Source organism: Streptomyces sp. NBC_00631 (genome assembly GCF_045206895.1).
GTDB lineage: Bacteria > Actinomycetota > Actinomycetes > Streptomycetales > Streptomycetaceae > Streptomyces.
In genome coordinates, this window is sequence record NZ_CP107734.1 from 5908701 (window position 1) to 5931647 (window position 22947).

The following is a 22947-nucleotide window of genomic DNA, read 5'->3' on the forward strand; positions in this document are numbered from 1 at the left end:
CCCATGGAGAGGGCGCGCAGATCGTGCGTCCTCAAGGCCCTTACCCGTCGCGGAGTGCTCGTCAGACGGTGGTGAGGTGAGTGGTGTAGAAGTCGGTGAGCTTGTCGATGGCGGGGTCGGTGTACTCCTTCTTGTCGTAGAGGTCGACGTGGCTGGCGCCCTTGATCCAGTGGATCTCCTTGGGGCCGGCGGCGCGCTGGTGGGCCTCGATGGCCATCCAGGCGGTGACGGCGCGTTCGCCGATGATCTGGAGGATGGGGCGGGGGCCGATCAGCGGGACGGCGGAGAAGGCGTCGTGGAAGGCCATCCGGTCGATGCTCTCCCAGGCGAGGGTCTTCGCGGAGCGTTCGTGCCGGCCGCGCGGGGTGCAGTAGTACTCGAAGCCTTCGACGCCGTGCTGGCCGCCGAGCGCGCGGGCCTGCTCGGCGGTCTCCGGGAACATGGTCATCGCGCCGGGGTCATCGCCGCGGGCGGCCGCGCTGCGGGCTGCGGCGGCGGCGTCCAGCAGGGTCTGGAAGACGGCCGGGTCCTGGGTGCCATCGGCGCCGAGACGGAACTGACGGGCGGGCTCGGCGGTGGACACGGTGGCCACGGCCTTGACGCGGTGGTCGCCGCCGGTGGCGGCCAGCGAATAGCTGCCGGAGGCGCAGATGCCCAGCAGACCGATCCGGTCGGCGTCGACGTCGTCGCGGGTGGTGAGGTAGGAGACGGCGGCCTTGAAGTCCTCCACCCGCTGGGCGGGGTCCTCCAGGCCACGGGGCAGGCCGCCGGACTCGCCCTGGTAGGCGGCGTCGAAGGCGAGGGTGACGAACCCGCGCTCGGCCATCCGCCGCGCGTATGTGCCGGAGGTCTGTTCCTTCACGCTGGTGCCGGGGTGACCGACCACGAGCGCCGGGCGCGGACCCGACGCCGGCGTGTCGGGGGTGTAGAGGTGGGCGGCGAGCGGGATGCCGGCGCTGTCGAAGCTGACGGTGGTCCGTGCCATGAGGAACTCTCCCTGAGACAGTGATGACGTGTCGTAACGCACCGGCGCGGCGGACCTGGGGCCCGCACCCTGCCGGGCGCACATCCACGTTCTGTCAGTCTCCGCACGAGCGGGAGAGCCAGGTTTCTGCCTGGGAAAGAACTTGCCCCCTCACACATGTGCCGGGGCCATCGCGGCGCGACGACACTTGAGGGCATGACTGCAGACTCCGACTCCCGGGCGCTGGGCGCCTTCCTCAAGGCCCGCCGTGCCCAACTGACACCGCAGGAGTGCGGTCTTCCCGAGACGGACGCCACTCGCAGAGTCGCCGGACTGCGCCGCGAGGAGGCCGCGCAGCTCGCCGCCATCAGCGTGGACTACTACACGCGACTGGAACAGGGCCGCGTCCGGGCATCCGTACCCGTGCTGACCACCCTGGCACGCGCCCTGCGCCTCGATGACGACCAGCAGAAGTACCTCTACGAACTCGCCGGCCGAAGCGACGCCCACCCGCGCCGCCGCCGCCCCGCCCAACGGCCGCGTCCGGCCATGCGACGTCTGCTCGACCAGCTCACCGAAACACCCGCGCTCGTCCTCGGCAAACGCCTGGACGTCCTGGCCTGGAACCCCGCCGCCACAGCCCTCTACACCGACTTCGCCGCCCTCCCGGCGAACCGGCGCAACTACCTGCGGCTGCTGTTCACGAACCCTGTGGTCCGGCAGTTGCACCGGGACTGGGCCCACGACGCCCGGGAAGCCGTCGCCGCGCTGCGCATGGAGGCCGCGGCCGACCCCGACGATCCCGACCTCGCCCAGCTCGTCGGCGAACTGTCCCTCCAGGACCCCGACTTCCGCACCTGGTGGGCCGAACACCGCGTCAGCAGCGACAGTTACGGCACCAAGCACTACCGCCACCACCTGGTGGGCGACCTCACCCTCGACTGCGATACCTGGACCAGCCCCGACGGCTCCGGACAGCGACTGATGATCCTGACCGCGGAACCCGGCAGCCCCTCCCACGACGCGCTGCGCATCCTCACCTCATGGACCACCCGGCAACCGGGCGCCGACCGGACGGGAGACCGGACGCGATGACCGCATGGGCACACGAAGATCTCGCCCCTCGCCGGAGCTCCGGGCAACGTCGGCGCGCAGCAGCACACGACCACCCCCGACCGGCGCCCCCTCGTCCCCGCCCCCTCGTCCCCGCCCTCTGAACCACGATCTCCTCGCCCGTCTCGGCCGACCTGGGGGTGAGGGGCAGGTCGCCCGAGACCGCGCGAGTGCTCGTCATGGCCAAACGTTGGCCTGTGCCCGGAAAGTGTCGGTGTCGCTCTCCACAGGCAGGACGCACAGCAGATGACCGCCAGGGACTCGCAGCACGCGGCACTCCTGCCACTGCGAAACCTGCTCGGCGCCCAGGGCGATCAAGCGCGCGGTTTCCGATTCGACGTCGTCGGTCTCGATGTCGAGGTGGATACGAGGTGCGTCGTCGACCGCCTGGACTGCGGTGATCAGCCCTGGCAGGGCCTGGTGGAGCGTGGTGAACTGCGGTGCCGGCGGAAACGGTCGGGCGGTCGCACCGAGAGCGGCCGACCAGAAGTCCGCTGCCCGGCCGGCCTCGGCCTGGGGTGTGTCGATCAGTACGGCGTATACGCGGCTTCTGTGCGTCACCGTGTCACCGGGGCGGCCGGATTGCCGTAGTAGGCGTCGGGGCCGTGCTTGCGGGTGTAGTGGCGGTTCAGGAGGTGGGGAGGGGGCGGACTCGTCGGTGAGAGGGACATGGTGTGCAGGGCGATGTCGGCGACGGCCTCGCAGATGATCGCGTGTTCCAGGGACTTGCGAGCGGTGGCGCCCCAGGTGAAGGGGCCGTGTCCCGCGACGAGGGCGGCGGGGACCTCGACGGCCCGCCGGTCGTCGCCGTCGAGGAGGTCCACGATCACGTGGCCGGTGTTGTACTCGTAGTCCTTCGCGCACTCCTCCTTCGTGAGGTCGCGGGTGACGGGCACGGGGCCGTTGAAGGTGTCGGCGTGGGTGGTGCCGAGGACGGGGATGTCCCGGCGGGCCTGGGCGAAGGCGACCGCGTGGGTGGAGTGGGTGTGGGTCACGCCGCCGAGGGACGGGAACGCCAGGTACAGGCAGCGATGGGTCTCGGTGTCGGTGGACGGGCGCAGGTGGCCCCCGACCACCGCGCCGTCGGACAGGCGGACCGTCACCAGGTCGTCGATGGTGAGGGCCTCGTAGGGGACCCCGGAGGGCTTGATGACGAACACGCCCGCCTCGCGGTCGACCCCGCTGACGTTTCCCCAGGTCAGGGTCGCCAGGCCGACCTGGGGGATGGCAAGGTTCGCCTCCAGTACCTCCTGGCGCAGGCCCTCCCGGACAACTGTGGTCATCGTGGTCTCCTTCGTCACAGGGCCTGGGCGAGGCGGTGGTAGGCGGCGTTCCAGCGGATTTCCTTGGCGAACTGCTCGGTGGCGGTGTTCTCGTCGATGGTGAGCAGCTCGACGCCGGTCATGGAGGCGTAGTCGGTCAGGGTCTCGACGTCGACCGCCGAGCTGAGCACGGTGTGGTGCGGGGCGCCGGCCAGCAGCCAGCTCTCCGCCGACTCCGCCAGGGACGGACGTGGCTTCCACACGGCCCGGGCGACCGGCAGGCGGCGCAGGGGTTCGCTGGGGGCGACGACGTCGACGGCGTTGGCGGTGAGGCGGAAGCGGTCGCCGAGGTCGGAGAGGCCGACGACCACGGCGGGCCCTTCGGAGGCGTTGAAGACCAGGCGGACCGGGTCCTCGCGGCCGCCGATGGACAGGGGGTGGATCTCGCAGCTGGGGCGGCCGGAGGCCACCGAGGGGCAGACCTCCAGCATGTGGGCGCCGAGGACACGCGGGGTGCCGGGGCCGAGGTGGTAGGTGTAGTCCTCCATGAACGTGGTGCCGCCGGGCAGCCCCGCGCCCATGACCTTCATCGTGCGCAGCAGCGCGGAGGTCTTCCAGTCGCCCTCGCCACCGAAGCCGTAGCCGTCGGCCATCAGCCGCTGCACGGCCAGGCCGGGGAGCTGGCGCAGGCCGCCGAGGTCCTCGAAGTTGGTGGTGAAGGCGGTGAAGCCGCCGTCGGTGAGGAAGGCGCGCAGGCCGAGTTCGAGGCGGGCGGCGTAGAGCAGCGAGTCGTGGCGGATGCCGCCGGGGCGCAGGGCCGGGACGACGTCGTACGACTGGACGTACTCGTCGGCGAGTTCGGCGGCCGCCTTGTCCTCGACGTCGTCGACCACGGCGACCAGGTCGTTGACGGCATAGGTGTTCACGGAGAAGCCGAACCGCAGCTGGGCCTCCACCTTGTCGCCCTCGGTGACCGCGACGTCGCGCATGTTGTCGCCGAAGCGGGCGAGCCGCAGCGTGCGCGAGGCGTGGCGGCCGACGGCGGCCCGGGCCCAGGCGGCGACGCGCCCGATCACCCTCGGGTCGGTCGCGTGACCGGCGACGATCTTGCGGTCGACGCCGACGCGGGACTCGATGTGCCCGAACTCCCGGTCGCCGTGAGCGGCCTGGTTGAGGTTCATGAAGTCCATGTCGATGCTCGGCCAGGGCAGCGACAGGTTGTACTGGGTGTGCAGGTGCAGCAACGGCCGGTCCAGGGCACTGAGTCCGGCGATCCACATCTTCGCAGGGGAGAAGGTGTGCATCCAGACGATCACGCCCACGCAGGCGTCGGAGGCGCTCGCCTCCTGGCACATCCGGCGGATCGACTCGGCATCGGTCAGGACCGGCTTCCACACGATCCTGACCGGGACCTTCCCGGGGCGGCCGAGGGTCTCGGAGATGCTGCGGGACTGGTCGGCGACCTGGCGCAGCACATCGTCGCCGTACAGGCCCTGGCTTCCGGTGAGGAACCAGATCTCCTGGCTGTCGTAGGGCCTTTCGGAAGTGGTCATGAGGGTTCCTTTCACGAAGAAGGCAGTGAGGCTTCCGTGCGGATGCGGCGCAGGCGGTGCATGACGTCGTTGGTGCCGCGGCCGAAGTAGTCGTGCAGGGTGCGGTATTCGGCGTAGAGGCGCTCGTAGGCCGCCGCTCGCTGCGGGTCCGGCAGGTAGACCCGGCGGTGGACCTTGCCCATGGCGTGGGCCGCGGTGCGGATGTCCTGGTACGCCCCGGCGGCGACGGCGGCGTGCATCGCGGCGCCGAGGGCCGGGCCCTGGGTGGAGCCGATGATGCTCAGGGGGCGGCGGGTGACGTCGGCGTAGATCTGCATGAGCAGGGCGTTCTTCGTCAGGCCGCCCGCGATGATCAGTTCCGTCACCGGTACGGCGGCGGACTCGAAGGCGTCGATGATGGTGCGGGTGCCGAAGGCGGTGGCCTCCAGCAGGGCGCGGTAGACGTCCTCCGGGCGCGTGGAGAGCGTCTGGCCGATCAGCAGGCCGCTGAGGTCGTGGTCGACCAGGACGGACCGGTTGCCGCTGTGCCAGTCGAGGGCGAGGAGGCCGTGTTCGCCCACTTTCTGCCCGGCCGCGAGGGCGGTCAGGTACTCGTGCGGGGTCTGGCCGGCCGCGGCGGCGCGCTCCGCGTACTCGGCGGGCAGGCCCGTGCGGACGAACCAGCCGAAGATGTCGCCGACGCCGCTCTGCCCGGCCTCGTAGCCCCAGAGCCCGGGGAGGATGCCGCCGTCCACGACCCCGCACATGCCGGGCACGGCACCCTGCTGGTCGGAGCTCATCACGTGGCAGGTGGAGGTGCCCATGATGGCGACCATCCGGCCGGGTTCCACGGCGACCGCCGCCGGGGCGGTGACATGGGCGTCCACGTTGCCGACGCAGACGGTGATGCCCTCCGGCAGCCCGGTCCAGGCGGCCGCCTCGGCCGTCAACGCCCCTGCTGCGTCGCCCAGTTGGCCGATCGGGTGGTCCAGCTTGTCGGTCACGAAGCCGGTGAAGTCCGGGTGCAGCGCCGCCAGATACTCGGACGAGGGGTAACTCCCGTCCTGGTACTGGCCCTTGTAGCCCGCCGTGCAGGCGTTGCGGACGTACGTCCCGCACAGCCGCCACACGATCCAGTCGGCCGCCTCCAGCCACCGCTCGGTGCGCCGGTAGATCTCGGGGTCCTCCTCCAGCACCTGGAGGGCCTTGGCGAACTCCCACTCCGAGGAGATCTTCCCGCCGTACCGCTCCAGCCACGGCTCCTTCATCTCGGCGGCCAGCGCGTTGATCCGGTCGGCCTGGCCCTGGGCGGCGTGGTGGCGCCACAGCTTGACGTAGGCGTGCGGACGGTTCTCCAGGCCGGACAGTTCGCACAGCGGCGTGCCGTCGGCGAGGACCGGCAGCACCGTGCAGGCGGTGAAGTCGGTGCCGATGCCGATGACGTGCTCCGGCCGCACCCCGGCGCGGGCGAGAGCCTCGGGTACGGCGTTGCGGAGTACGTCGATGTAGTCCGAGGGGACCTGGAGGGCCCAGTCGGGGGGCAGCCGGGTGCCGTCGGGCAGCGTCCGGTCGAGGACGGCGTGGGGGTAGACGTGCTCCGCCGACGCCAGTTCCGCGCCGTCGCTGACCCGTACCACCACGGCACGGCCGGACAGGGTGCCGAAGTCGACGCCCACGACACAGGGTTCTTCAGACACGGGGCGACCCACCTCTCTCGTTCGGTATGACAGTCATCGTTCGGGATGCTGGACAGAAGGGTGGGGGCCCGGCCGCGGCCGGGCCCCCTGGCGGGTCAGTTGACCCGCACGACCTGCCACAGTTCGTCATCGGCGCCGTTGTCCGCCGACTGGACGATCAGCGCGCCGTTGGCGGTGGAGGCGGACGCGACGTCCGCGACCAGGCCGCTCGCGGAGTTGACGAGCTTGAAGTAGCCGCCTCCCGCGTCCGTGAGCGTCCACTTCTGGGAGCTCGCGCCCGACGACGAGTTCTGGACGACCGCCGCCCCCGACGAGGTCGAGCCGTTGTTGTCGAGGAACAGACCGCTGTTGACGTTCTTCACGGTCCACGCCCCGCCGCTCTGCGACTGGAACGTCCACAGCTGGCAGTTGTTGGCGGTGTTCACCCACTGGCCGGCCTGCTTGCCCGCCGTGGTGGAGGCGCCGGGGATCTCCAGGAACTTGCCGCTGTTCTTGTTGACCAGCCGGTACTGGCCGGTGGACAGGGTGGGCAGCGCGGTCTGGGTGAGGTTCCAGCGCTGGCAGGCGCAGCCGGTGTCGGACCACTGCCCGGCTGCGGTGCCGACGGTGGTGGAGGCGCTGGGGATCTCCAGGAACTTGCTGCTGATCCGGTTGGTGGCCGTGAAGCCGCCCGCCGGGTTCGGGGCGATCGCCCACTCGTGGTCGAGGGTGCCGTTGTCGTCCCACTGCAGGACCTTGGCGCCGTTGGCGGTGGACTGGTTCTGCACGCCCAGGACCTTGCCGCTGGCCACGTTGAAGATCTTGAAGTAGCCGGACGTCTGCTGGACGAACTTCCACTGCTGGTCGGTGGCGTTGTCGGCGTTCTGCTGGGTGGCGTTGACGCCGTTGGTCGTCGAGCCGCCCGCGATGGCCAGCATCAGATGGCTGTTGGCGTTGGACATGGTGTAGGTGGCCCCGTCCGAGATGCCGCCGCCCAGGTCGATCGTGCCGTAGCTGACCGGGTTGAGGCCGGTGCTGGTCAGGTGGCCGCCGCTGAGGACCAGCAGGCTGTGGCCGTCGGCCAGCGGGAGCAGGCCGCGGCTGTAGCCGCCCGGGACGGTGGAGGCGACGCGCGTCCACTGGCCGGACGCGCCGTTCTGCGTGTTCAGGAACAGGTCGTCGGTGCTGTTGGCGCTGACCACCAGGGTGCCGTTGGCGCCGCCGGTCGGCAGCCAGGTGATGTACGGGGAGCTGGTGGGCACCGTTCCGTCGGTCGCCTTGAGGGCGATGCCGGTCGCCGAGCCGAAGGCCTCCGGGTCGGAGGAGATCTTGTAGTAGACGGCGAAGCCGCCCTCGGGGGCGCCCCAGAACTCGTACGTCATCACGTAGTTGCCGTTGGGGAGCTTCGCGACCACCGGCATGCCCGGGCGGTCGCCGTAGGTCGAGGTGGCGACGTCGTTCACCACGGAGCCCCAGGTCAGGCCGTCCGTGCTGACCTGGTGCACGATCTTCTGGCCGTTGTTGGGGTCACGCTGGTCGGAGTAGTACACGATCAGCTTGGAGCCGGAGACCATCAGGAACGGCTCCCACACGGGCGTCTGGCCGTTGGTGGGGTCGGCCTTGCCGCCGGTGGCGATGGTGCTCACGTAGGACCAGCTGGTGCCGTGGTCGGTGCTGGCGTACAGGTCCAGCTCGGTCGAGGAAAGGTCGCCGGGGATGGAGTTGCCGGCGGCGAGGATCGTGCCGGCCGGGAAGTTGCCGACGGCGGTGGGGAGTTCGTAGAGGAACGGCTGGTAGCGCATGCCGAAGCCGTTGTGCGTGTCGGTGATGCTGGAGATCTGCGTCCAGCTGTTGCCGTTGTCGGTGCTGCGGTAGATCGGGAAGACCGGGGTGCCCGAGCTGTACTGCTCGAACGTGGCCAGCAGGGTGCCGTTGGACGAACCGCTGTACTGCAGGCGCACGGCGCGCGGGTAGAGCGAGCCGGGCGACGGGGCGTTCGACGGCGGGGTGTACATCGTCTGCGAGGCGCGCGAGATGGCGTGCGCCTGGCCGGCGGCGGGGAGGACGAGGGCGACGGCGGCTGCGAGCAGGGCCAGCAGCAGGGTGATCGCCTGGGTGCGGGGTACGGCGCGGAGTCTGGCGCCTTCCCTGGTGGTGGACATGGGCGGCTCCCAAGGAATGTCCGGGAAGAGGGGGTGGTGCGGGGCCCGCCGTTCTTCAGGGAGAACAAGGAACGGCGGGTGTCCGAGGGGGTGGGTCAGCCGGCGCGGCGCAGCCGGATGACGTTCCAGGAGACCGGCGGCAGGCTCGCGGTGAGGCGGCCGTCGGTGACGGAACCGGTGCCGGCGGTGTACGGCCGTACCCGGTCGGGGTCGTCCTGGGTGTTGGTCGCGCGGATGTCGGGGTCGCTCAGCACCGAGTGCTCGACCGGCGTGTAGCCGGGGAACGCCCGCAGGTCGAGGGCGAGTTCGACGTCCTCGCTCTGGTGCCGGTTGACGGCGAAGACGGTGAGCTCGTCGGCGCCGTCCGCCTCCGCGAGGTGCGTGGCCACTGCGTCGACGACGGAGACCTCGCCGAAACGTTTCGTCTCATACGTCGGCGCCACCGGCTCCACGCGCAGGACCGTGCCGCGGGCGTGCCGGGCGGCCTGGGCGAAGGGGTGGAAGGTGGTCTGCCGCCAGCTGGGGCCGCCGGCCTCGCTGCGGATGGGGGCGATGACGTTGACGAGCTGGGCGAGGCAGGCGGCGGTGACGCGGTCGCTGTGCCGCAGCAGGCTGATCAGCAGTCCGCCGACGACGACGGCGTCGGCGACGTTGTACTCGTCCTCGATCACGCGCGGGGCGACGGCCCACTCGGTGGGCTTCTCCGCCGCCTCGAACCGGGAGTTGTACCAGACGTTCCACTCGTCGAAGGAGAGGTTGATCCGCTTCTTGCGGCGCAGCTTGGCCCGGATGTGGTCGGCGGTGGCGACCACCGAGTCGACGAAGTGGTCCATGTCGACACCGGAGGCCAGGAAGCTGCCGAGGTCGCCGTCGAGTTCCTCGTAGTAGGCGTGGCAGGAGATGTAGTCGACCTGGTCGTACGCCTCCTCCAGGACCGTGGCCTCCCAGGCGCCGAAGGTCGGCATCGCGGAGCTGGAGCTGCCGCACGCGACCAGTTCGAGCTTCGGGTCGATCATGCGCATGGCCCGGGCGGCTTCGGCGGCGATACGGCCGTACTCCTGGGCGGTCTTGTGGCCGGTCTGCCAGGGGCCGTCCATCTCGTTGCCCAGGCACCACATGCGGATGCCGAAGGGGTCGGGGGCGCCGTTCTTGATCCGCTGGTCGGACCAGGCGGTGCCGCCCGGGTGGTTGCAGTACTCCAGCAGGTCCAGGGCCTCGGCGACGCCCCGGGTGCCGAGGTTGAGGGCCATCATCGGCTCCACGCCGGCCTTCTCGGCCCAGCGGTGGAACTCGTGCAGGCCAAACGCGTTGGTCTCGGTGCTGTGCCAGGCCAGGTCGAGACGGGTGGGCCGTTCGGCCACCGGGCCGACGCTGTCCTCCCAGCGGAAGCCGGAGACGAAGTTGCCGCCGGGATAGCGCACGGCGGTCACGCCCAGCTCGCGCACCAGGTCCAGGACGTCACGGCGCAGGCCGTCCTCGTCGGCGAGGGGATGGCCGGGCTCGTAGATGCCGGTGTAGACGCAGCGGCCCATGTGCTCGACGAACGAGCCGAAGGTACGGGGACTCACGTCGGCGACGCGGAAGGCGGGGTCGACGGTCAGGGAGGCGTGCAGCATGAAGGTCGCTCCGGGAGGTGCGCGAAGAAGAGGGGAGAACGGGCGGGCCCGTCAGGTCACTTGAGGCTTCCGACGGTCAGACCGCCTCGCCAGTACCGCTGGAGGAGCAGGAAGGTGACGATCAGCGGCAGGATCGCCACCAGGGAACCCGCGATGACCAGGGTGAACAGCGCGTTGGCGCCGGACTGGATCATCGCCCCCTCGTACCAGGACTGCAGGCCGACGGTGAGCGGGAACAGCTTGTCGTTGTTGAGCATCACCAACGGCAGGAAGAAGTTGTTCCAGGTGCCGACCATGGAGAACAGCAGCACGGTGACGAGCGCCGGCTTCAGGGTCGGCAGTGCCACCGACCACAGCACGCGCAGCTCGCCGGCCCCGTCCATGCGGGCCGCCTCCAGCAGCTCGTCCGGCAGGGACTCCTGGACGTAGACCCGTACGAGGTAGACGCCGAAGGGGTTGAGCAGTTGGGGCAGGATGACCGCCCACATGGTGTTGGTCAGCGCCACCTTGCTCAGCAGCAGATAGGTGGGGATGGCCAGCGTGGTGGCGGGCACCATGATGGCGCCGAGGAGGCTGGAGAAGAGCAGGTTGCGGCCGGGGAAGCGGTACTTGGCGAAGGCGTAGCCCGCGAGGGTCGCCACGGCGGTGGCACCGACGCCGCTGACACCGGCGTAGATCGCGGTGTTGCCCATCCAGCGCAGGTACTCGCCGTCGTTGTACGTGAACAGCTGCTGGAGGTTGGTGAAGAAGGAGCCCGGCGAGTGGAACCAGAGGGCGGCGGTGGAGAACAGCGCGTCGTTGCCCTTGGTGGCGGCGACGACCAGCCACCAGAACGGCAGCAGGAAGTACAGGATCATCGCCACCATCACCACGTTGACGGTGACGCGTCCACGGGCGGCGGACGGGCGACGGCCGGTGGCCGGGGCGGCGGTTACGGCGGGTGCGGCGACGGTGGTCACTTCAGTCCGCTCCTCTTGCGCGTGGCGAACAGGAAGAAGTAGGAGCCGATGAAGACCACCGCTCCGAGGGAGAAGGAGATGGCGGCGGAGTAGTTGAACTCCGAGTACTGGAACGCCAGGTTGTAGGCGTACAGGTTCGGCGTGTAGTCCGGCGTGATCACCGAGGAGGCGCTGTGCTCCAGGACCCGCGGTTCGGTGAAGAACTGCAGGGTGCCGATGAGGGTGAACATCAGGGTGAGCACCAGTGCCGAGGAGATCATCGGGATCTTGATGCGCAGGGCCGTCTGGAGCTGGCCGGCGCCGTCGAGCTTCGCCGCCTCGTAGACCTCGCGGGGCAGGCCCTGCAGGGCGGCGTACAGGACGATCATGTTGTAGCCGGTCCACTGCCAGGTCACGATGTTGCCGAGCGAGGTCAGCATCAGACCGTGCGACAGGAGGTCTACCTTGCCGAGGCCGAGCGAGTTGCTGATCGAGTTCACCGGGCCGAAGGTCGGGCTGTAGAGGAAGCCCCACATCAGGGCGCCGATCACCGCGGGCACGGCGTACGGCATGAACAGCGTCATCCGGAAGACCCTGGCGAGCCTGCTGGTCACCTCGTCGATGATCAGCGCGCCCAGCAGAGCGAGGCCGAGCATCAGCGGGATCTGGACCACACCGAAGACGACGACTCTGCGCACGCCGGACAGGAACTGCGGGTCGGTGAAGGTCTGCTGGTAGTTGGCGAACCAGCTGAAGTGGTCGCCGCCGACCAGGGTGGAGGTCCTCAGGCTCAGCCAGAAGGCGTAAGCCAGCGGGGCCACCAGAAAGGCCAGGAAGAGCAGGAGGAACGGGCTGACCAGCAGCAGGCCCATGCCCTTGTGCCGGGTGCGGGCGGACAGCCCGCCGGGGCGCCGGCCCGCCACGGGAGTGCGAAGTCCCCTCGCGGGGACGGCACGTGGCGGTGCCGTCGCGGTGGATCCCTGCTGTCGGAGCAGGCTCATCACTTCTCCTTGCGCGTGGTGCGGGCCCCCGCCGGCGGCGGAGCTGTCGGGCGCGGGTGCGCCGGCGGGGGCGGTGGGGAGTCGGGACTCGGGCCGGTTACTTGCTGACCTTGAATCCCTGCTTGCTCGCGTAGGAGGTCACCTGCTGCTGGACGTTGTCGTTGACGGACGACCAGGCGGTCTGGCCCTGGAGGGCCTTGCCCACCTCACTGGTGTCGGTGTTGTAGGCGTAGTCCTGGAACGGGCTCCAGTCGAAGGTCGAGATGCCGTTCGCGGCGGGCACGAACACCGAGTTGATCTGCTGGCCGCCGAAGAAGTCGTACTTCTTGGACTTGAAGTACGCCCCGTTGAGGATCGGGCTGGACAGCGGGAAGAGGTAGGCCTGGTCGATGCCGATCTTCCAGGCCGCCTGGGAGGTGCCGAACAGCTCCCGGGCGACCTCGGTGGCCTCCTTGGGGTGCTTGGTCTGCGAGGTCACCGAGAAGCTCGAACCGCCCCAGTCGCCCTGGGCGTTGTCGCCGGCCGTCCACTGCGGCAGCGGGGCGACGCGCCACTTGCCGGAGGTCTTCGCGGCGACGCTGGAGAGGTAGCCCGGGCCCCAGCCGGCCGCGATGTAGGTGGCGTACTTGCCGGTGCTGAGGCCGTTGTAGAAGTCGGTGGTGGCGTATGAGGCGGTGTCGACCAGCTTGTTCTTGACCAGGTCGCCCCAGTACTCGTACACCTTCTTGGCGTTGTCGTCGTTGAGCTTCACCCCGATGTTCGGCAGCTTGCTCGCCGAGTAGGTGTAGGGGCGGGAGCCGGCCTGCCACGTGAGGCCCTGGCGCCAGCCGGCGGCCGTCTCGTCGCTGCCGAAGTCGGTCATGTAGGCGCTGGGGTCGGCCTTGTGCAGCTTGGCCGCCTCCTCCTTGTACTCCGCCCAGGTCGTCGGGACCTTCAGGCCGTACTTCTTGAAGAGGTCGGCCCGGTACATCATCGCCATCGGGCCGCCGTCGACCGGGATGGCGTAGACGTGGTCGCCGTCGGAGGCCTGGTTCCAGGCCCAGGACACGTAGTTGCCCTTGTCGGCGTTCGCGCCGTACTTGCCCATGTCGAGCAGGCCCTTGGTGAGCTGGATGGTGGGCAGCTCCTGGAACTCCAGCATGACGACGTCCGGGGCGCCCTGGCCGGCCTTCAGCGCGGTCTTCAGTTTGGTGTACTCGTCCTGGCCGACGCCGGCCTGCACCCAGTCGACCTGGACGTCCTTGTGGGTCTTGTTGAACTGGGCCACGATCTGCTTGAACTGCGGGTACCAGGCCCACACCTTGATGTGCACGGGGCCGCTCTGCGCGCCGCCGGCGCTGCCGCCCCCGCCGCCGCAGGCCGCGAGGAGCACACCGGCGAGGGCGGCGGAGGTCGCCGCGACCGCGGTCCGCCGGACGGAACGGAGCTGGGGCTTTCTGCTGGACGACATGAGCGATCTCCTGGGTGTGGTGCCCGAGGGCAGGACGGAGTACGGGAGGTGCGGGGGTGCGGGGAGGCGCGCCGGGCATACGGAGGACCGGCGTGAAGGCGGTGAAGGGGGCGAGGGCGTGCGGGCACGCCGGCTCGGGTGAAGGGCGGGCGCTTCAGGCGCGAAGCGCTCAGGGGGTTGCCCGCCTACGGATGCCGGCGGGCGGACGTCGGTCGACGCGGGAGGGTGGGCGTGCGTGACGTCGGTGAGGGGGGAGAGACGGCTCGGTGATCAGCGCGGCGGGTGCGCCGGGCAGCGGCTCAGACCGCGGTGAGTAAAGAGTGATGCCCGGTCAGGACGGGGTGCGGCTCCCGGCCCGTGTGAGGTTGCTGGTCCCACTGCGGCTCCTACTGTTCATCCCCGTGATCGCTCTCGGGGATCCGGTCCGTGGCGCGGCGACGTCACGGTCCCTGGGCACTTGATCCGACCGGATCAGGCCCTTCTGCTACGCTCTGCAGCGCTGCAAAAGTGTTAACCGAGAAGTTGCCGCGCTGCAAGAGGCGCAGGGGGCCTCTTCGAGGAAAATTTCAGCGCTGAAACCGACATCCGGGATGAAGGTGGCATATGGCAAAGGGCGTCACACTCCGCGACGTCGCGGAGCTCGCCGGCGTCTCCAGCCGGACCGTCTCCAACGTGGTCAACGGCTACGCGCCCGTCGCCGAGGCCACCCGCCTCCGGGTTCAGCAGGCCGTGGACAAGCTCGGTTACCGGCCCAACGTCCTGGCCCGCAACCTCGCCGCAGGGCGCTCGGGCCAGATCGCCGTGGTGGTGCCGTACCTGGACACGCCGTACTTCGCCGAACTGCTGCAGGGCATCATCCGCGCGGCCCGCGTACAGGGCTACAACGTCCTGATCGACCAGACGGACGGCGACGCCGAGCACGAGAAGCTGTTCCTCAGCCGCGGCTCCCAGCACCTGCTCTTCGACGGCGTCATCTTCAGCCCTCTCGGCCTCGCCCAGTCCGACCTGACCGAACGCGACCCGAGCCTGCCGCTCGTCGTGCTCGGCGAGCGGGTCAGCGACGGCAGTTTCGACCACATCGGCATCGACGACGTCGCCGCCTCCCTGGAGGCGACCGAGCACCTGCTCGGCCTCGGCCGACGCCACGTCGCCGCGATCGGCGACCAGCCCTACCGCACCGGCGAGGCGGCCCAACTGCGCACCCGGGGCTACCGGTTGGCCCACGAGCGGGCCGGTCTGCCCGTCCGCGAGGAACTGGTCGTCTCCACCCCACGCTTCAACCGCGCCGACGGCGCGACGGCCATGGCCCACCTGCTCGACCTGGAGGAACCGCCCGACGCGGTCTTCTGCTACAGCGACCTGGTCGCCCTGGGCGCTCTGCACACCCTGGCCTCCCGCGGACTGCGCGTCCCCGAGGACGTCGCCGTCGTCGGTTACGACGACATCGAGGACGGCCGCTACTCCAACCCTTCCGTCACCACGGTCTCCCCGGACAAGAGGGTGATCGCGGAGACGGCGGTGGAGCGACTGCTCAAGCGGATCGGCAGCTCGACCCCCGTCCCGGGCATGGAGATCCGGGCGCCGCACCGGCTGATCCCACGAGCCAGCACCATCGGCCGACAGGCGGCGGCAGCTGACGGATCATGAGCATGGGGGCGGATGCGGAGGCCGGTACTTCGCGCACCGGCCCCGGTCGACGACGGCGCCTACGACCGCGCTCGGTTCTCGTCACCCGCTCCAGAGAGAAACCCCAGGTCAGTGGCCTGGGGTTTGGGGTGTTGTCTGGTCCGATTTGGTGGTGGCGCGCCCTCTGCGTGCCCTCCAGGCAGGGCAGTCGCCCAGGAGGTGCTCGGATGCACCACCCGGTGCCTGCCGGCTCTTCTCCGCAGAGCTTCCTCTCCCGCCCTGCGCGACTGCCTCGGCACAACGGCCGGTAGCGACCCCCGAGCCTCGGCCAGAAGAACGACGGCCGTTTCGAGGATCGCCCCGCCGGTCCGGTGTCAGCCGATCTTGTCCGTGAAGCCCACCGACAGGTACGTCTGATGGGTGACCTTGCCCTTGCTGGCTCCCGCCGTCCACGTGAAGGTGTACTCCAGAATGGAGCTCGTCTTCGGGTCGACGATCACCCGGCCGACGCTCTTGGCCTCCGCGAACTCCAGGGCGGTGCCGCCGCGCCCGGTGCTGTCCTTGACGGTCCCGACGAGCTTGACGCCCTTCAGTCCAGCCATCGCCTTGAACAGCCCTGCCCGCAGCTTCGGGCTCGCCGGGGACTCGCCGAGCAGGGTGACCGCCTGGTCGAAGGGGGAGATGCTGTCGGGCCTCGGCGGAGTCCGGAGCAGCTGGAGCAGCTTCGCCGGGTCCGTGGTCAGCTGGTCCAGGGACTTCCAGTCGAGGTCCTTCGGCCCCAGCTGCCAGTCGGGCCGGCGCCCCTTCTTGTACGCCTTGCCGTCGTTGACGACGTAGAAGTCCATGGACTGCGAGAGGTACGAGTCGCCGACCGTCAGGTGCGTCTTCCAGTACTTCCCCGAGGAGACCGACCGGGTGGCGGCCACCGTGGCGACGTCGTCGAGGAAGACGGACGCGGTGTCCGCGCGGGCCTCGCTCCGCGTGCCCGTGTCCGTGGGTGTCTCACCGGTGTTCGCGTACGTCACCGCGCCGACCGCGACCGCGGCGGCGGTGAACAGGCCGACGAGGACCCGGCGGCGCCCCGACATCCCCCGCAGCGGTGCGGTCACCACGGCGCCCCGCTCGCGCTGGGCGGCGTGCCCGGCCTCCTGCACGGCCACCGCCGCCTCGATCCCCTCCAGCGCCCTGGCCAGCGCCTGTGCCGACGGTGGCTCGACCCGCCCTGCGGCCACCAGTTCATCGGCGCCGGGGAAGTCCAGCAACACCGCCCGCTCGGTCATGCCGGTCTCCTCCACGTCCTGCGTGCTCATGCCGGTCCGCTCCACGTCGTCGTACGTACTCATGCCATGTCTCCCGTCACGCTCAGGTGCCGTCCGGCGGGGCGCGTCGGTGTGAGCCGGTCGCGCAGCCGGCCCCGTGCCCGGTGCAGCCGCGAGCGGGCGGTGCCCGCCGGGATGCCCACGGCGGCGGCCGCCTCGGCGGGGGTGAGCTGCTCCCAGCTGACGAGCAGCAGCACCTCCCGCTCCTCGACGGGCAGTTCGGCCAGCGCCCGGCGCAGCGCGGGAGCCAGCGCGGCCGCGTCGAGCCGCTGGTCCACCGCTTGCCAGGGATCGGTGATCTCCACTCCCGGTACGGCCTCCTGCCGCCCCGCCCGCCGCAGGTGCTGGGCCAGTACGTTGCGGGCCACCCCGAACAGCCAGCCCCGCGCCGAGCCGCGCGCGGGGTCGAACGTGCGCCGCGCGGCGAACGCCTGCAACCACGCCTCGGCCAGCAGATCGTCCGCCGCGCCGGGCACGCGCCGGGCGAAGTAGCCGTGCAGGGCGGGCGAGTACGCCTCCACCAGCGGGGTGAACGCCGCCGCGTCCCCTGCCGCCGACCGTGTCAGCTGGGCGTCGCTGCCGACGTCACGGTCGGGGGCGCCGTCGCCGCGTTTCTCGTGTTGCCGGGTATCCGGTTTCACGGAATCTCCGTCTCCGACCGCCGGACGACGGTCTCACCCTGTACTTGTCATCAAGTCGCGGATCCGTTCGCACCCCTTGCCAGAGCGGCTCCCCGTCGGAGTGGCCCCGTCTTTCGCCGGCGCGGGTCGCCGCTGACGGCGATGCCCCGTGCGGGCACTCTGAACCCAGCGGTCCGGGCGGACACCGCCGCCACGTGGTGCCGACAGACCGCATACCGACAGCCGCGGCCCACCTTCGATGAGGCCAACTCACGCTTGACGGCGGGACTGCCGTCACGAATCCTGCCTGCTGCTCGGCCGTCGTCCTTTCGGCCGGGTCCGGGGGGTCACAACCGGCCGTTGTGCCGAGGCAGTTGAGCTAGCGGGAGAGGAATCTCTGAGGGGAGCAGCCGGTAGGGTCCGGCCGTCACGGGAATCGAAGGAGCACCCCATGAAGCGCATCGTCATAGCCCTGGCAGCGGCTGCCGTACTGGCGGCAGGCGTGGTGACGGCGTGGAACGTCTTCGACAACTCGTCGGTCGCCACCGCGGGGGGAGCGGATCACACGGTTTCGCGCGCGGAGGTCGAGAGGCTGGCCAAGGAGAACTACGGCATCCCCTTCGTCCAGGACGGCCCGCAGTCCGTGAGCTGTCCGAGCGGGCTGCACGCGAAGATGGACTACACCGTGAAGTGCACCGCCGTCTTCAAGGGCGAGACGAAGACGATGCTGATCTCCGTGACCGGGGTGAACGGCGACCGGGTGAGCTTCGACTACGGCCTGGAGAAGTAAGCAGGGTTCAGCGGTCGCCGACCACGCCGCGGCGCCATGCCCAGGCGGCGATCTCCACGCGGTTCCGTACCCCCAACTTGGTCTGGATGTTGGTCAGATGGGACTTGACGGTGGAGAGTGAGACGCAGAGCTCGGCGCAGAGCTCCTGATTGGTCCGTCCGTCGGCGACCAGCCGGGCCACATCCAACTCCCGTTCCGTCAGCGGGCCGGAAGACACCTCGTCGGCGGCGGGCCGCTGCTCGCCGATCCGCTTCAGGAGCCGTACGGTCACGGAGGGGGAGATCAGCGCGTCGCCGCGCGCCGCCGCGCGGACGGCCTCCACCAGCAGTCCGGGGCCCGCGTCCTTCAACAGGAACCCGCAGGCACCGTTGCTCAACGCCCCGTACACGTAGTCGTCCTGGTCGAAGGTGGTCACGACCACCACGCGCAGCGGGTCGACGGCCCTCGGGCCCGCGAGCAGCCGGGTCACTTCCAGCCCGTCGAGTTTCGGCATCCGAATGTCGACCAGGCACACGTCGGGGCGCAGCTTCCTGGCCATCTCCACGCACTCCGCGCCGTCGGCCGACTCGCCCACGACCTCGATGCCAGGCTGTGTCTGGAGGATCAACCGGAAGCCCGTGCGCACCATTTCCTGGTCGTCGGCGATCAGGACCCGTATCGCTGATCCGCTTGATCCGCCTGACGCGCTTGATCCGCTGGCGTTGGTCATGCGGGGGATCCTGCCACAGCCCCTCTCACCGGGAATTCCGCCGTCAGCCTCCAGCCGCCGTCCTCGGCCCGGCTCGCGTGGAGCGTGCCGCCGACCGCCTCGGCGCGTTCGGTCAGCCCGATGAGGCCGAGGCCGCCGCGCCCGCCGAGAGGTTCGGCGTTCGGTGCCGCCTGCCGCGGTGGTGGTGCGTTGTGCACTTCGACCCGAAGCCGCCGGGCAGCCGCACGGTCGACATCGCCGCCGCCGTCGTCGTACGACAGCGCGACCCGCACGGAGACGGACGGTGATCCCGGCGCGTGACGGCGTACGTTCGTCAGTGCCTCGCGCACGACGTTCCGCACGGAGGTCTCCACCTCGGGGGCCGGCCGCGCCTGCCGGGCCTCGGCCGCGACCTGGAGGGTGGCGGGGACGTCGCGTTCGGAGAACGTGGCGACCAGTTCACCCAGTTCGGCGTACAGCTCCCCCGGCCGCACCGCCCGTGTGGTGTCGTCGCGCAGCACGCGCACCAGCTTGCGCATCGACTGCAGGGTCTCGCCCCCGGCCTGCTCGATGCCCCGCAGCAGCGGCTCCACCTGCTCGGGTGCGATCTCGCGGACCGTACGGGCCGCCTGGGCCTGGACGACGATGCCCGTGACGTGGTGGGCGACGAAGTCGTGCAGTTCGCGGGCGAGTTCCAGGCGTTCGTTCTGACGCGTCTCGGCGACGGCACGGCTTCTGCGGTCGTCGAGGCCGCGGAGGTAGGAGCCGATGCCTACGGCACCGCCCGTGAAGAAGATCAGGAGGAAGGAGAAGTAGATGTTGCCGCTGCCATGCATCCGCATCGGTGCCGCGATCACGGCGGAGGCGAGTGCGGTGCCCAGCGTGGCGGCCAGCCAGGGCTGCGGTGTGTCCCTCGCGGTGCGCACCAGCAGGAGCAGCAGACACAGCGTCTCCAGCACACCCCAGTCGGCGATCAGCCACGGCTTCACGGACGTGAAGAGGAGCAGCGTCACCGTCCAGGAGACGAGCACCGCGGCCACCGCGCCCCAGGCCGGCGCGAGACGTCTGCCCGGCAGCAGCAGTGCGACGGCCGCCACGAGGCCCGGGGCCGGCCTCAACCATGCGCTGCCGCCTTCGAGTCCGGCATCGGACGCGACGCCGGCCACGTCGACGACCCACAACAGCGCCATGAGCACCCCCAGTGCGGTGAGGGCGGTGCGGTGGGGCAGCGGGGAGTTCGGGGTGTGATCGTCTGTGTCTCTCGCGTCTCGCACATCTCGCAGCGTAGGGGCGGCCCCGCCGAGCGGCCTCGGCCAAAAGGACGACGCGGTGGCTCCCAACCGGTCGGCCGGCCGAGGCGACGGGCCGTACCGGGCGCGGATGTTGGAGCACATGACCAACAACACCTCAGCTCCGCCAACCGTGTTGAGCGGCATCGGACTGTCCAAGTCCTTCGGATCCACCCACGCGCTCGACGGCGTGGACATCGCCGTGCGAGCGGGCGAGTCGCTGGCCGTGATGGGCCCCTCCGGGTCCGGCAAGTCGACGTTGCTGCACTGCCTCGCGAACATCGAGCGCCCGGACGGCGGCCAGGTGCTGCTGAACGGGGAGCGCATCGACCAGTTGCGCGAGCCGCACCGCAGCGAGCTGCGCCGTACCCGCTTCGGCTTCGTCTTCCAGTTCGGGCAGCTGCTGCCCGAACTGCCGGCAGTGGAGAACGTGGCGCTCCCGCTGATGCTCGGCGGTACCCCGCGCCGCGAGGCGGAGCGGCGCGCGCGGCAGTGGTTCGCGCCGCTGGGCCTGGAGGGCAAGGAGGACAGCCGCCCCGGCCGGCTGTCCGGAGGGCAGGCTCAACGGGTGGCGATCGCACGGGCGATGGTCGCGGGCGCCCAGGTCGTCTTCGCCGACGAGCCTACGGGCGCGCTCGACCAGGCCACCGGGCAGGACGTGATCCGGATGCTGACGGAGGTCACCAGGACGCAGAACACGGCGTTGGTCGTGGTCACCCACGACCGCACGGTGGCCCGCTGGTGCGACCGTACGGTGCAGGTGCGGGACGGCCGGATCGTACGGGAGGCGGAAGCGCCGCCCGAGTCGGTCCGGACCGGCGTGACCGGTGCGGCTGCCGGAGGTGTGCGATGAGGACCCTGGACCGCACCACCTGGACGCTGACCTGGCGGCTGCTCCGCGGCGGCGGCAGGCACGGCCGTCTCGGCGCCGGACTGTCCGTCGCCGCCTCGGCGATCTGCACCACCCTGCTCCTCCTGTGCGTCGGCGCCAACCTCGGCTTCGGTGCACGCGCCGCGCACGCCGACTGGCGTACCCCCGCCAGGGCCGGGCTCTCGCGCGCGGTGGCCGTCGAGACGGTGGGCACCACTTTCGTCGGCGGTGAGCCCGTGACCGTCGTCGATGTCGCGGCGTTGCGGGGCCGGAGCGGCGAGCCGCCCGCGCCTCCCGGTATGCCGCACTTCCCCGAGCCGGGCGAGGTGTGGACGTCGCCCGCGCTCGGCAGACTGCCCGGCACCACGAACACCTCCGGCACGCTCGGCCGCGCCGCGCTGGTCCGGCCCGGTGAGAAGGTCGCCGTCGTCGGGCACCGCGCCGAAGACCAGGCGATGACGGTGAAGCGCGGCTCCGACCCGCGCCGTCCGGGGGACATCGTCACGCCCACGCCCGTCGCGGACTTCGGGGGGAAACGCACGGCGGACGGCCTCGGTGCGCAGTACCAGGCCCTGGTGAAGATCGCCACGGTCCTGCTCATCGTGCCGCTGCTCGTGCTCGGCGCCTCCTCGGCCCGGCTGTCCGTCTCGCGTCGCGACACCCGGCTGGCCACGCTGCGGCTGCTGGGCGCGGCGCCGGGCCGGATCGCGGGGATCGCGGTGGCCGAGGCGGCGCTGACCGGTACGGCGGGGGCCGTAGCGGGCGCCTTGGGCTACACGCTCCTGCTGCCCCTCGCGGCCGAAGTCCCCCTGGCGGGCGGTAGCTGGTACGTCTCCGATCTCTGGGTCGGTACGGGAGTCCTGCTCGCCGTACTCGCCGGCGTGGTGCTGATGGTGGCGGCCAGCGCGCTGGCCGGACTGCGACAGGTGGTCGTGGGCCCGCTCGGCGTCGTACGCCGCTCGCGCACCCCCCGTCCGAGGGCCGTACGCGCCCTGCTGTTCGTCGCGGTACTGCTCGGCTACGGGCAACTGTCCAAGGGCAAGCCGATGGACATCGACGCGGTGGTGTACTGCTGCGCCGCCGTCTTCGCCGCGCTGTCCGTCATCGGTCCCTGGGTGGTCGGCGTGCTCGGCGCTCTCGTCGCCGGGTCGGCGCGGCGACCGGCGACGCTGCTCGCGGGGCGCCGGCTGCTCGGCGACCCCAAGTCCGTGTGGCGTGCGGTGTCGGCGCTGACGCTGGCGGCCTTCGTGGCCGGTTTCTTCGCGCTGTTCAGCCTCGGCGGCGACTCGCCGTGGGGCAGCGCGGACCAGCTCGCGCTGTCCGTGCCGAAGGAGCGCGTCGCCGCCGTACGGCAGCAGGCCACCAAACGCCTGGAGCACGCGGGCATCCGCGCCACCGTCGGCACGGACGACGACTGGGTCGCCACCGGCGCGGGCGGAGCCGGCGAGCGCCAGGTCACCGCGACCGTCGCGGACCCGGGCCGACTGGACGCGGCGCGCGCTGTGCTCACCGGCCTCGTGCCCGGCCAGTACCCGGTCACGGGCCCCGATGTCGCCTGGCAGTCACGGCAGTTCGACCGCGACTTCCACCTCGTGACACTGGCCGTGCTCGGTGCGAGCTTCGCCGTCGCCATCGCCGCCACGGGCATCACGGCCGCCTCGTCCGTCCTGGACCGCCGCCGCACATACGGCCTGCTGCACCTCGCGGGCACCCCGCTGCGGATCCTGGACGCGGCCAGGCGTACGGAGGCGGTGCTGCCCGCCGCCGTGCTCGCGGGCGGCGCGGTGCTCACGGGGCTGTTCTGCGCGGCGCCGCTGACGCTCGCCGGGGGTGCTCCGCAGTTCGACGGGCCCGGCACCGCGCTCCTCGCCGGCTGCCTGGCGCTGGGCTTCGCGGGCCTGGCCGGCGCGAGTGCGGCGAGCCGCCCGCTGCTGCGTTCGGTCACGAGAGAAGCGGGCCCGCGCCCGGACTAGCCGGACCTGTATCGCGGACCTCGACCTCGCTCAAGCCAATCCACCTGTCATGGGCAG

Annotated in this window: 19 protein-coding genes; 5 read left to right on the plus strand and 14 right to left on the minus strand. The window is 70.8% G+C overall.

Going from position 1 to position 22947, the window contains the following annotated elements:
• Window positions 1-61: 61 nt before the first annotated feature.
• Entirely contained in the window at window positions 62-985 is a 924-nt protein-coding gene (locus tag OHB00_RS27105) for an alpha/beta hydrolase (protein ID WP_406438355.1), read from the minus strand.
• 195 nt (window positions 986-1180) lie between these two features.
• Here OHB00_RS27105 and OHB00_RS27110 point away from each other — a divergent pair, with 195 nt between their 5' ends.
• Window positions 1181-2059 (plus strand): helix-turn-helix domain-containing protein, encoded by an 879-nt coding sequence (locus OHB00_RS27110; protein WP_406438357.1) that lies wholly within the window; start codon window positions 1181-1183, stop codon window positions 2057-2059.
• Window positions 2060-2254: 195 nt separating this feature from the next.
• On the opposite strand, the gene OHB00_RS27115 is transcribed toward OHB00_RS27110, so the two are convergent.
• The 9 genes from OHB00_RS27115 to OHB00_RS27155 form a co-directional block, all read right to left on the minus strand.
• Window positions 2255-2638, minus strand: coding sequence for a VOC family protein (locus tag OHB00_RS27115; protein WP_406438358.1), 384 nt, complete (start codon window positions 2636-2638; stop codon window positions 2255-2257).
• Window positions 2635-3360 (minus strand): L-ribulose-5-phosphate 4-epimerase AraD, encoded by a 726-nt coding sequence (gene araD, locus OHB00_RS27120; RefSeq protein WP_406438360.1) that lies wholly within the window; start codon window positions 3358-3360, stop codon window positions 2635-2637. The genes OHB00_RS27115 and araD overlap by 4 nt, the downstream gene beginning before the upstream one ends.
• A gap of 14 nt (window positions 3361-3374) precedes the next feature.
• Entirely contained in the window at window positions 3375-4892 is a 1518-nt protein-coding gene (araA, locus tag OHB00_RS27125) for an L-arabinose isomerase (RefSeq protein ID WP_406438362.1), read from the minus strand.
• Between the two features lie 11 nt (window positions 4893-4903).
• Window positions 4904-6568 carry a ribulokinase gene (gene araB / locus OHB00_RS27130; protein WP_406438364.1) on the minus strand — a complete coding sequence of 555 codons (1665 nt, stop codon included), beginning with the start codon at window positions 6566-6568 and terminating at the stop codon, window positions 4904-4906.
• Window positions 6569-6663: 95 nt separating this feature from the next.
• Window positions 6664-8709, minus strand: coding sequence for an RICIN domain-containing protein (locus OHB00_RS27135; protein WP_406438366.1), 2046 nt, complete (start codon window positions 8707-8709; stop codon window positions 6664-6666).
• A 95-nt stretch (window positions 8710-8804) separates the two neighbouring features.
• Complete coding sequence (locus tag OHB00_RS27140) at window positions 8805-10325, minus strand: alpha-N-arabinofuranosidase (protein WP_406438368.1); 1521 nt, start codon at window positions 10323-10325, stop codon at window positions 8805-8807.
• A gap of 56 nt (window positions 10326-10381) precedes the next feature.
• Window positions 10382-11284 carry a carbohydrate ABC transporter permease gene (locus OHB00_RS27145; protein WP_406438370.1) on the minus strand — a complete coding sequence of 301 codons (903 nt, stop codon included), beginning with the start codon at window positions 11282-11284 and terminating at the stop codon, window positions 10382-10384.
• On the minus strand, window positions 11281-12264 hold the full coding sequence (locus tag OHB00_RS27150; RefSeq protein ID WP_406438372.1) for a carbohydrate ABC transporter permease: 984 nt from the start codon (window positions 12262-12264) through the stop codon (window positions 11281-11283). Before OHB00_RS27150 ends, OHB00_RS27145 begins: the two co-directional genes overlap by 4 nt.
• Window positions 12265-12361: 97 nt before the next feature.
• Window positions 12362-13714, minus strand: a complete 1353-nt coding sequence (locus tag OHB00_RS27155; RefSeq protein WP_406438374.1) for an ABC transporter substrate-binding protein — start codon at window positions 13712-13714, stop codon at window positions 12362-12364.
• Between the two features lie 603 nt (window positions 13715-14317).
• On the opposite strand from OHB00_RS27155, the gene OHB00_RS27160 reads away from it, so the two are divergent.
• Window positions 14318-15361: a LacI family DNA-binding transcriptional regulator gene (locus OHB00_RS27160; protein ID WP_406438376.1), complete on the plus strand. Its 1044-nt coding sequence runs from the start codon at window positions 14318-14320 to the stop codon at window positions 15359-15361.
• 353 nt (window positions 15362-15714) lie between these two features.
• Here OHB00_RS27160 and OHB00_RS27165 read toward each other — a convergent pair whose 3' ends face one another.
• Window positions 15715-16683 (minus strand): hypothetical protein, encoded by a 969-nt coding sequence (locus tag OHB00_RS27165; protein ID WP_406438377.1) that lies wholly within the window; start codon window positions 16681-16683, stop codon window positions 15715-15717.
• Complete coding sequence (locus OHB00_RS27170) at window positions 16680-17300, minus strand: RNA polymerase sigma factor (RefSeq protein ID WP_406438379.1); 621 nt, start codon at window positions 17298-17300, stop codon at window positions 16680-16682. Before OHB00_RS27170 ends, OHB00_RS27165 begins: the two co-directional genes overlap by 4 nt.
• A 430-nt stretch (window positions 17301-17730) precedes the next feature.
• Here OHB00_RS27170 and OHB00_RS27175 point away from each other — a divergent pair, with 430 nt between their 5' ends.
• The gene (locus OHB00_RS27175) at window positions 17731-18069 is read left to right on the plus strand and encodes a DUF4333 domain-containing protein (protein WP_406438381.1); all 339 of its coding nucleotides are present in this window, start codon (window positions 17731-17733) and stop codon (window positions 18067-18069) included.
• Between the two features lie 7 nt (window positions 18070-18076).
• On the opposite strand, the gene OHB00_RS27180 is transcribed toward OHB00_RS27175, so the two are convergent.
• Both OHB00_RS27180 and OHB00_RS27185 read right to left on the minus strand, forming a co-directional pair.
• On the minus strand, window positions 18077-18778 hold the full coding sequence (locus OHB00_RS27180; RefSeq protein WP_406438383.1) for a response regulator: 702 nt from the start codon (window positions 18776-18778) through the stop codon (window positions 18077-18079).
• Window positions 18775-20031, minus strand: a complete 1257-nt coding sequence (locus tag OHB00_RS27185) for a sensor histidine kinase (RefSeq protein WP_406438385.1) — start codon at window positions 20029-20031, stop codon at window positions 18775-18777. The genes OHB00_RS27180 and OHB00_RS27185 overlap by 4 nt, the downstream gene beginning before the upstream one ends.
• Window positions 20032-20149: 118 nt before the next feature.
• Between OHB00_RS27185 and OHB00_RS27190 the strand changes: the two genes are divergently transcribed.
• Together OHB00_RS27190 and OHB00_RS27195 are read left to right on the plus strand one after the other, a co-directional pair.
• Window positions 20150-20899 (plus strand): ABC transporter ATP-binding protein, encoded by a 750-nt coding sequence (locus tag OHB00_RS27190; protein WP_406438387.1) that lies wholly within the window; start codon window positions 20150-20152, stop codon window positions 20897-20899.
• A complete protein-coding gene (locus tag OHB00_RS27195; protein WP_406438389.1) occupies window positions 20896-22890 on the plus strand; it encodes an FtsX-like permease family protein in 1995 nt (664 codons plus the stop codon). The genes OHB00_RS27190 and OHB00_RS27195 overlap by 4 nt, the downstream gene beginning before the upstream one ends.
• The last annotated feature ends 57 nt before the right edge of the window (window positions 22891-22947 follow it).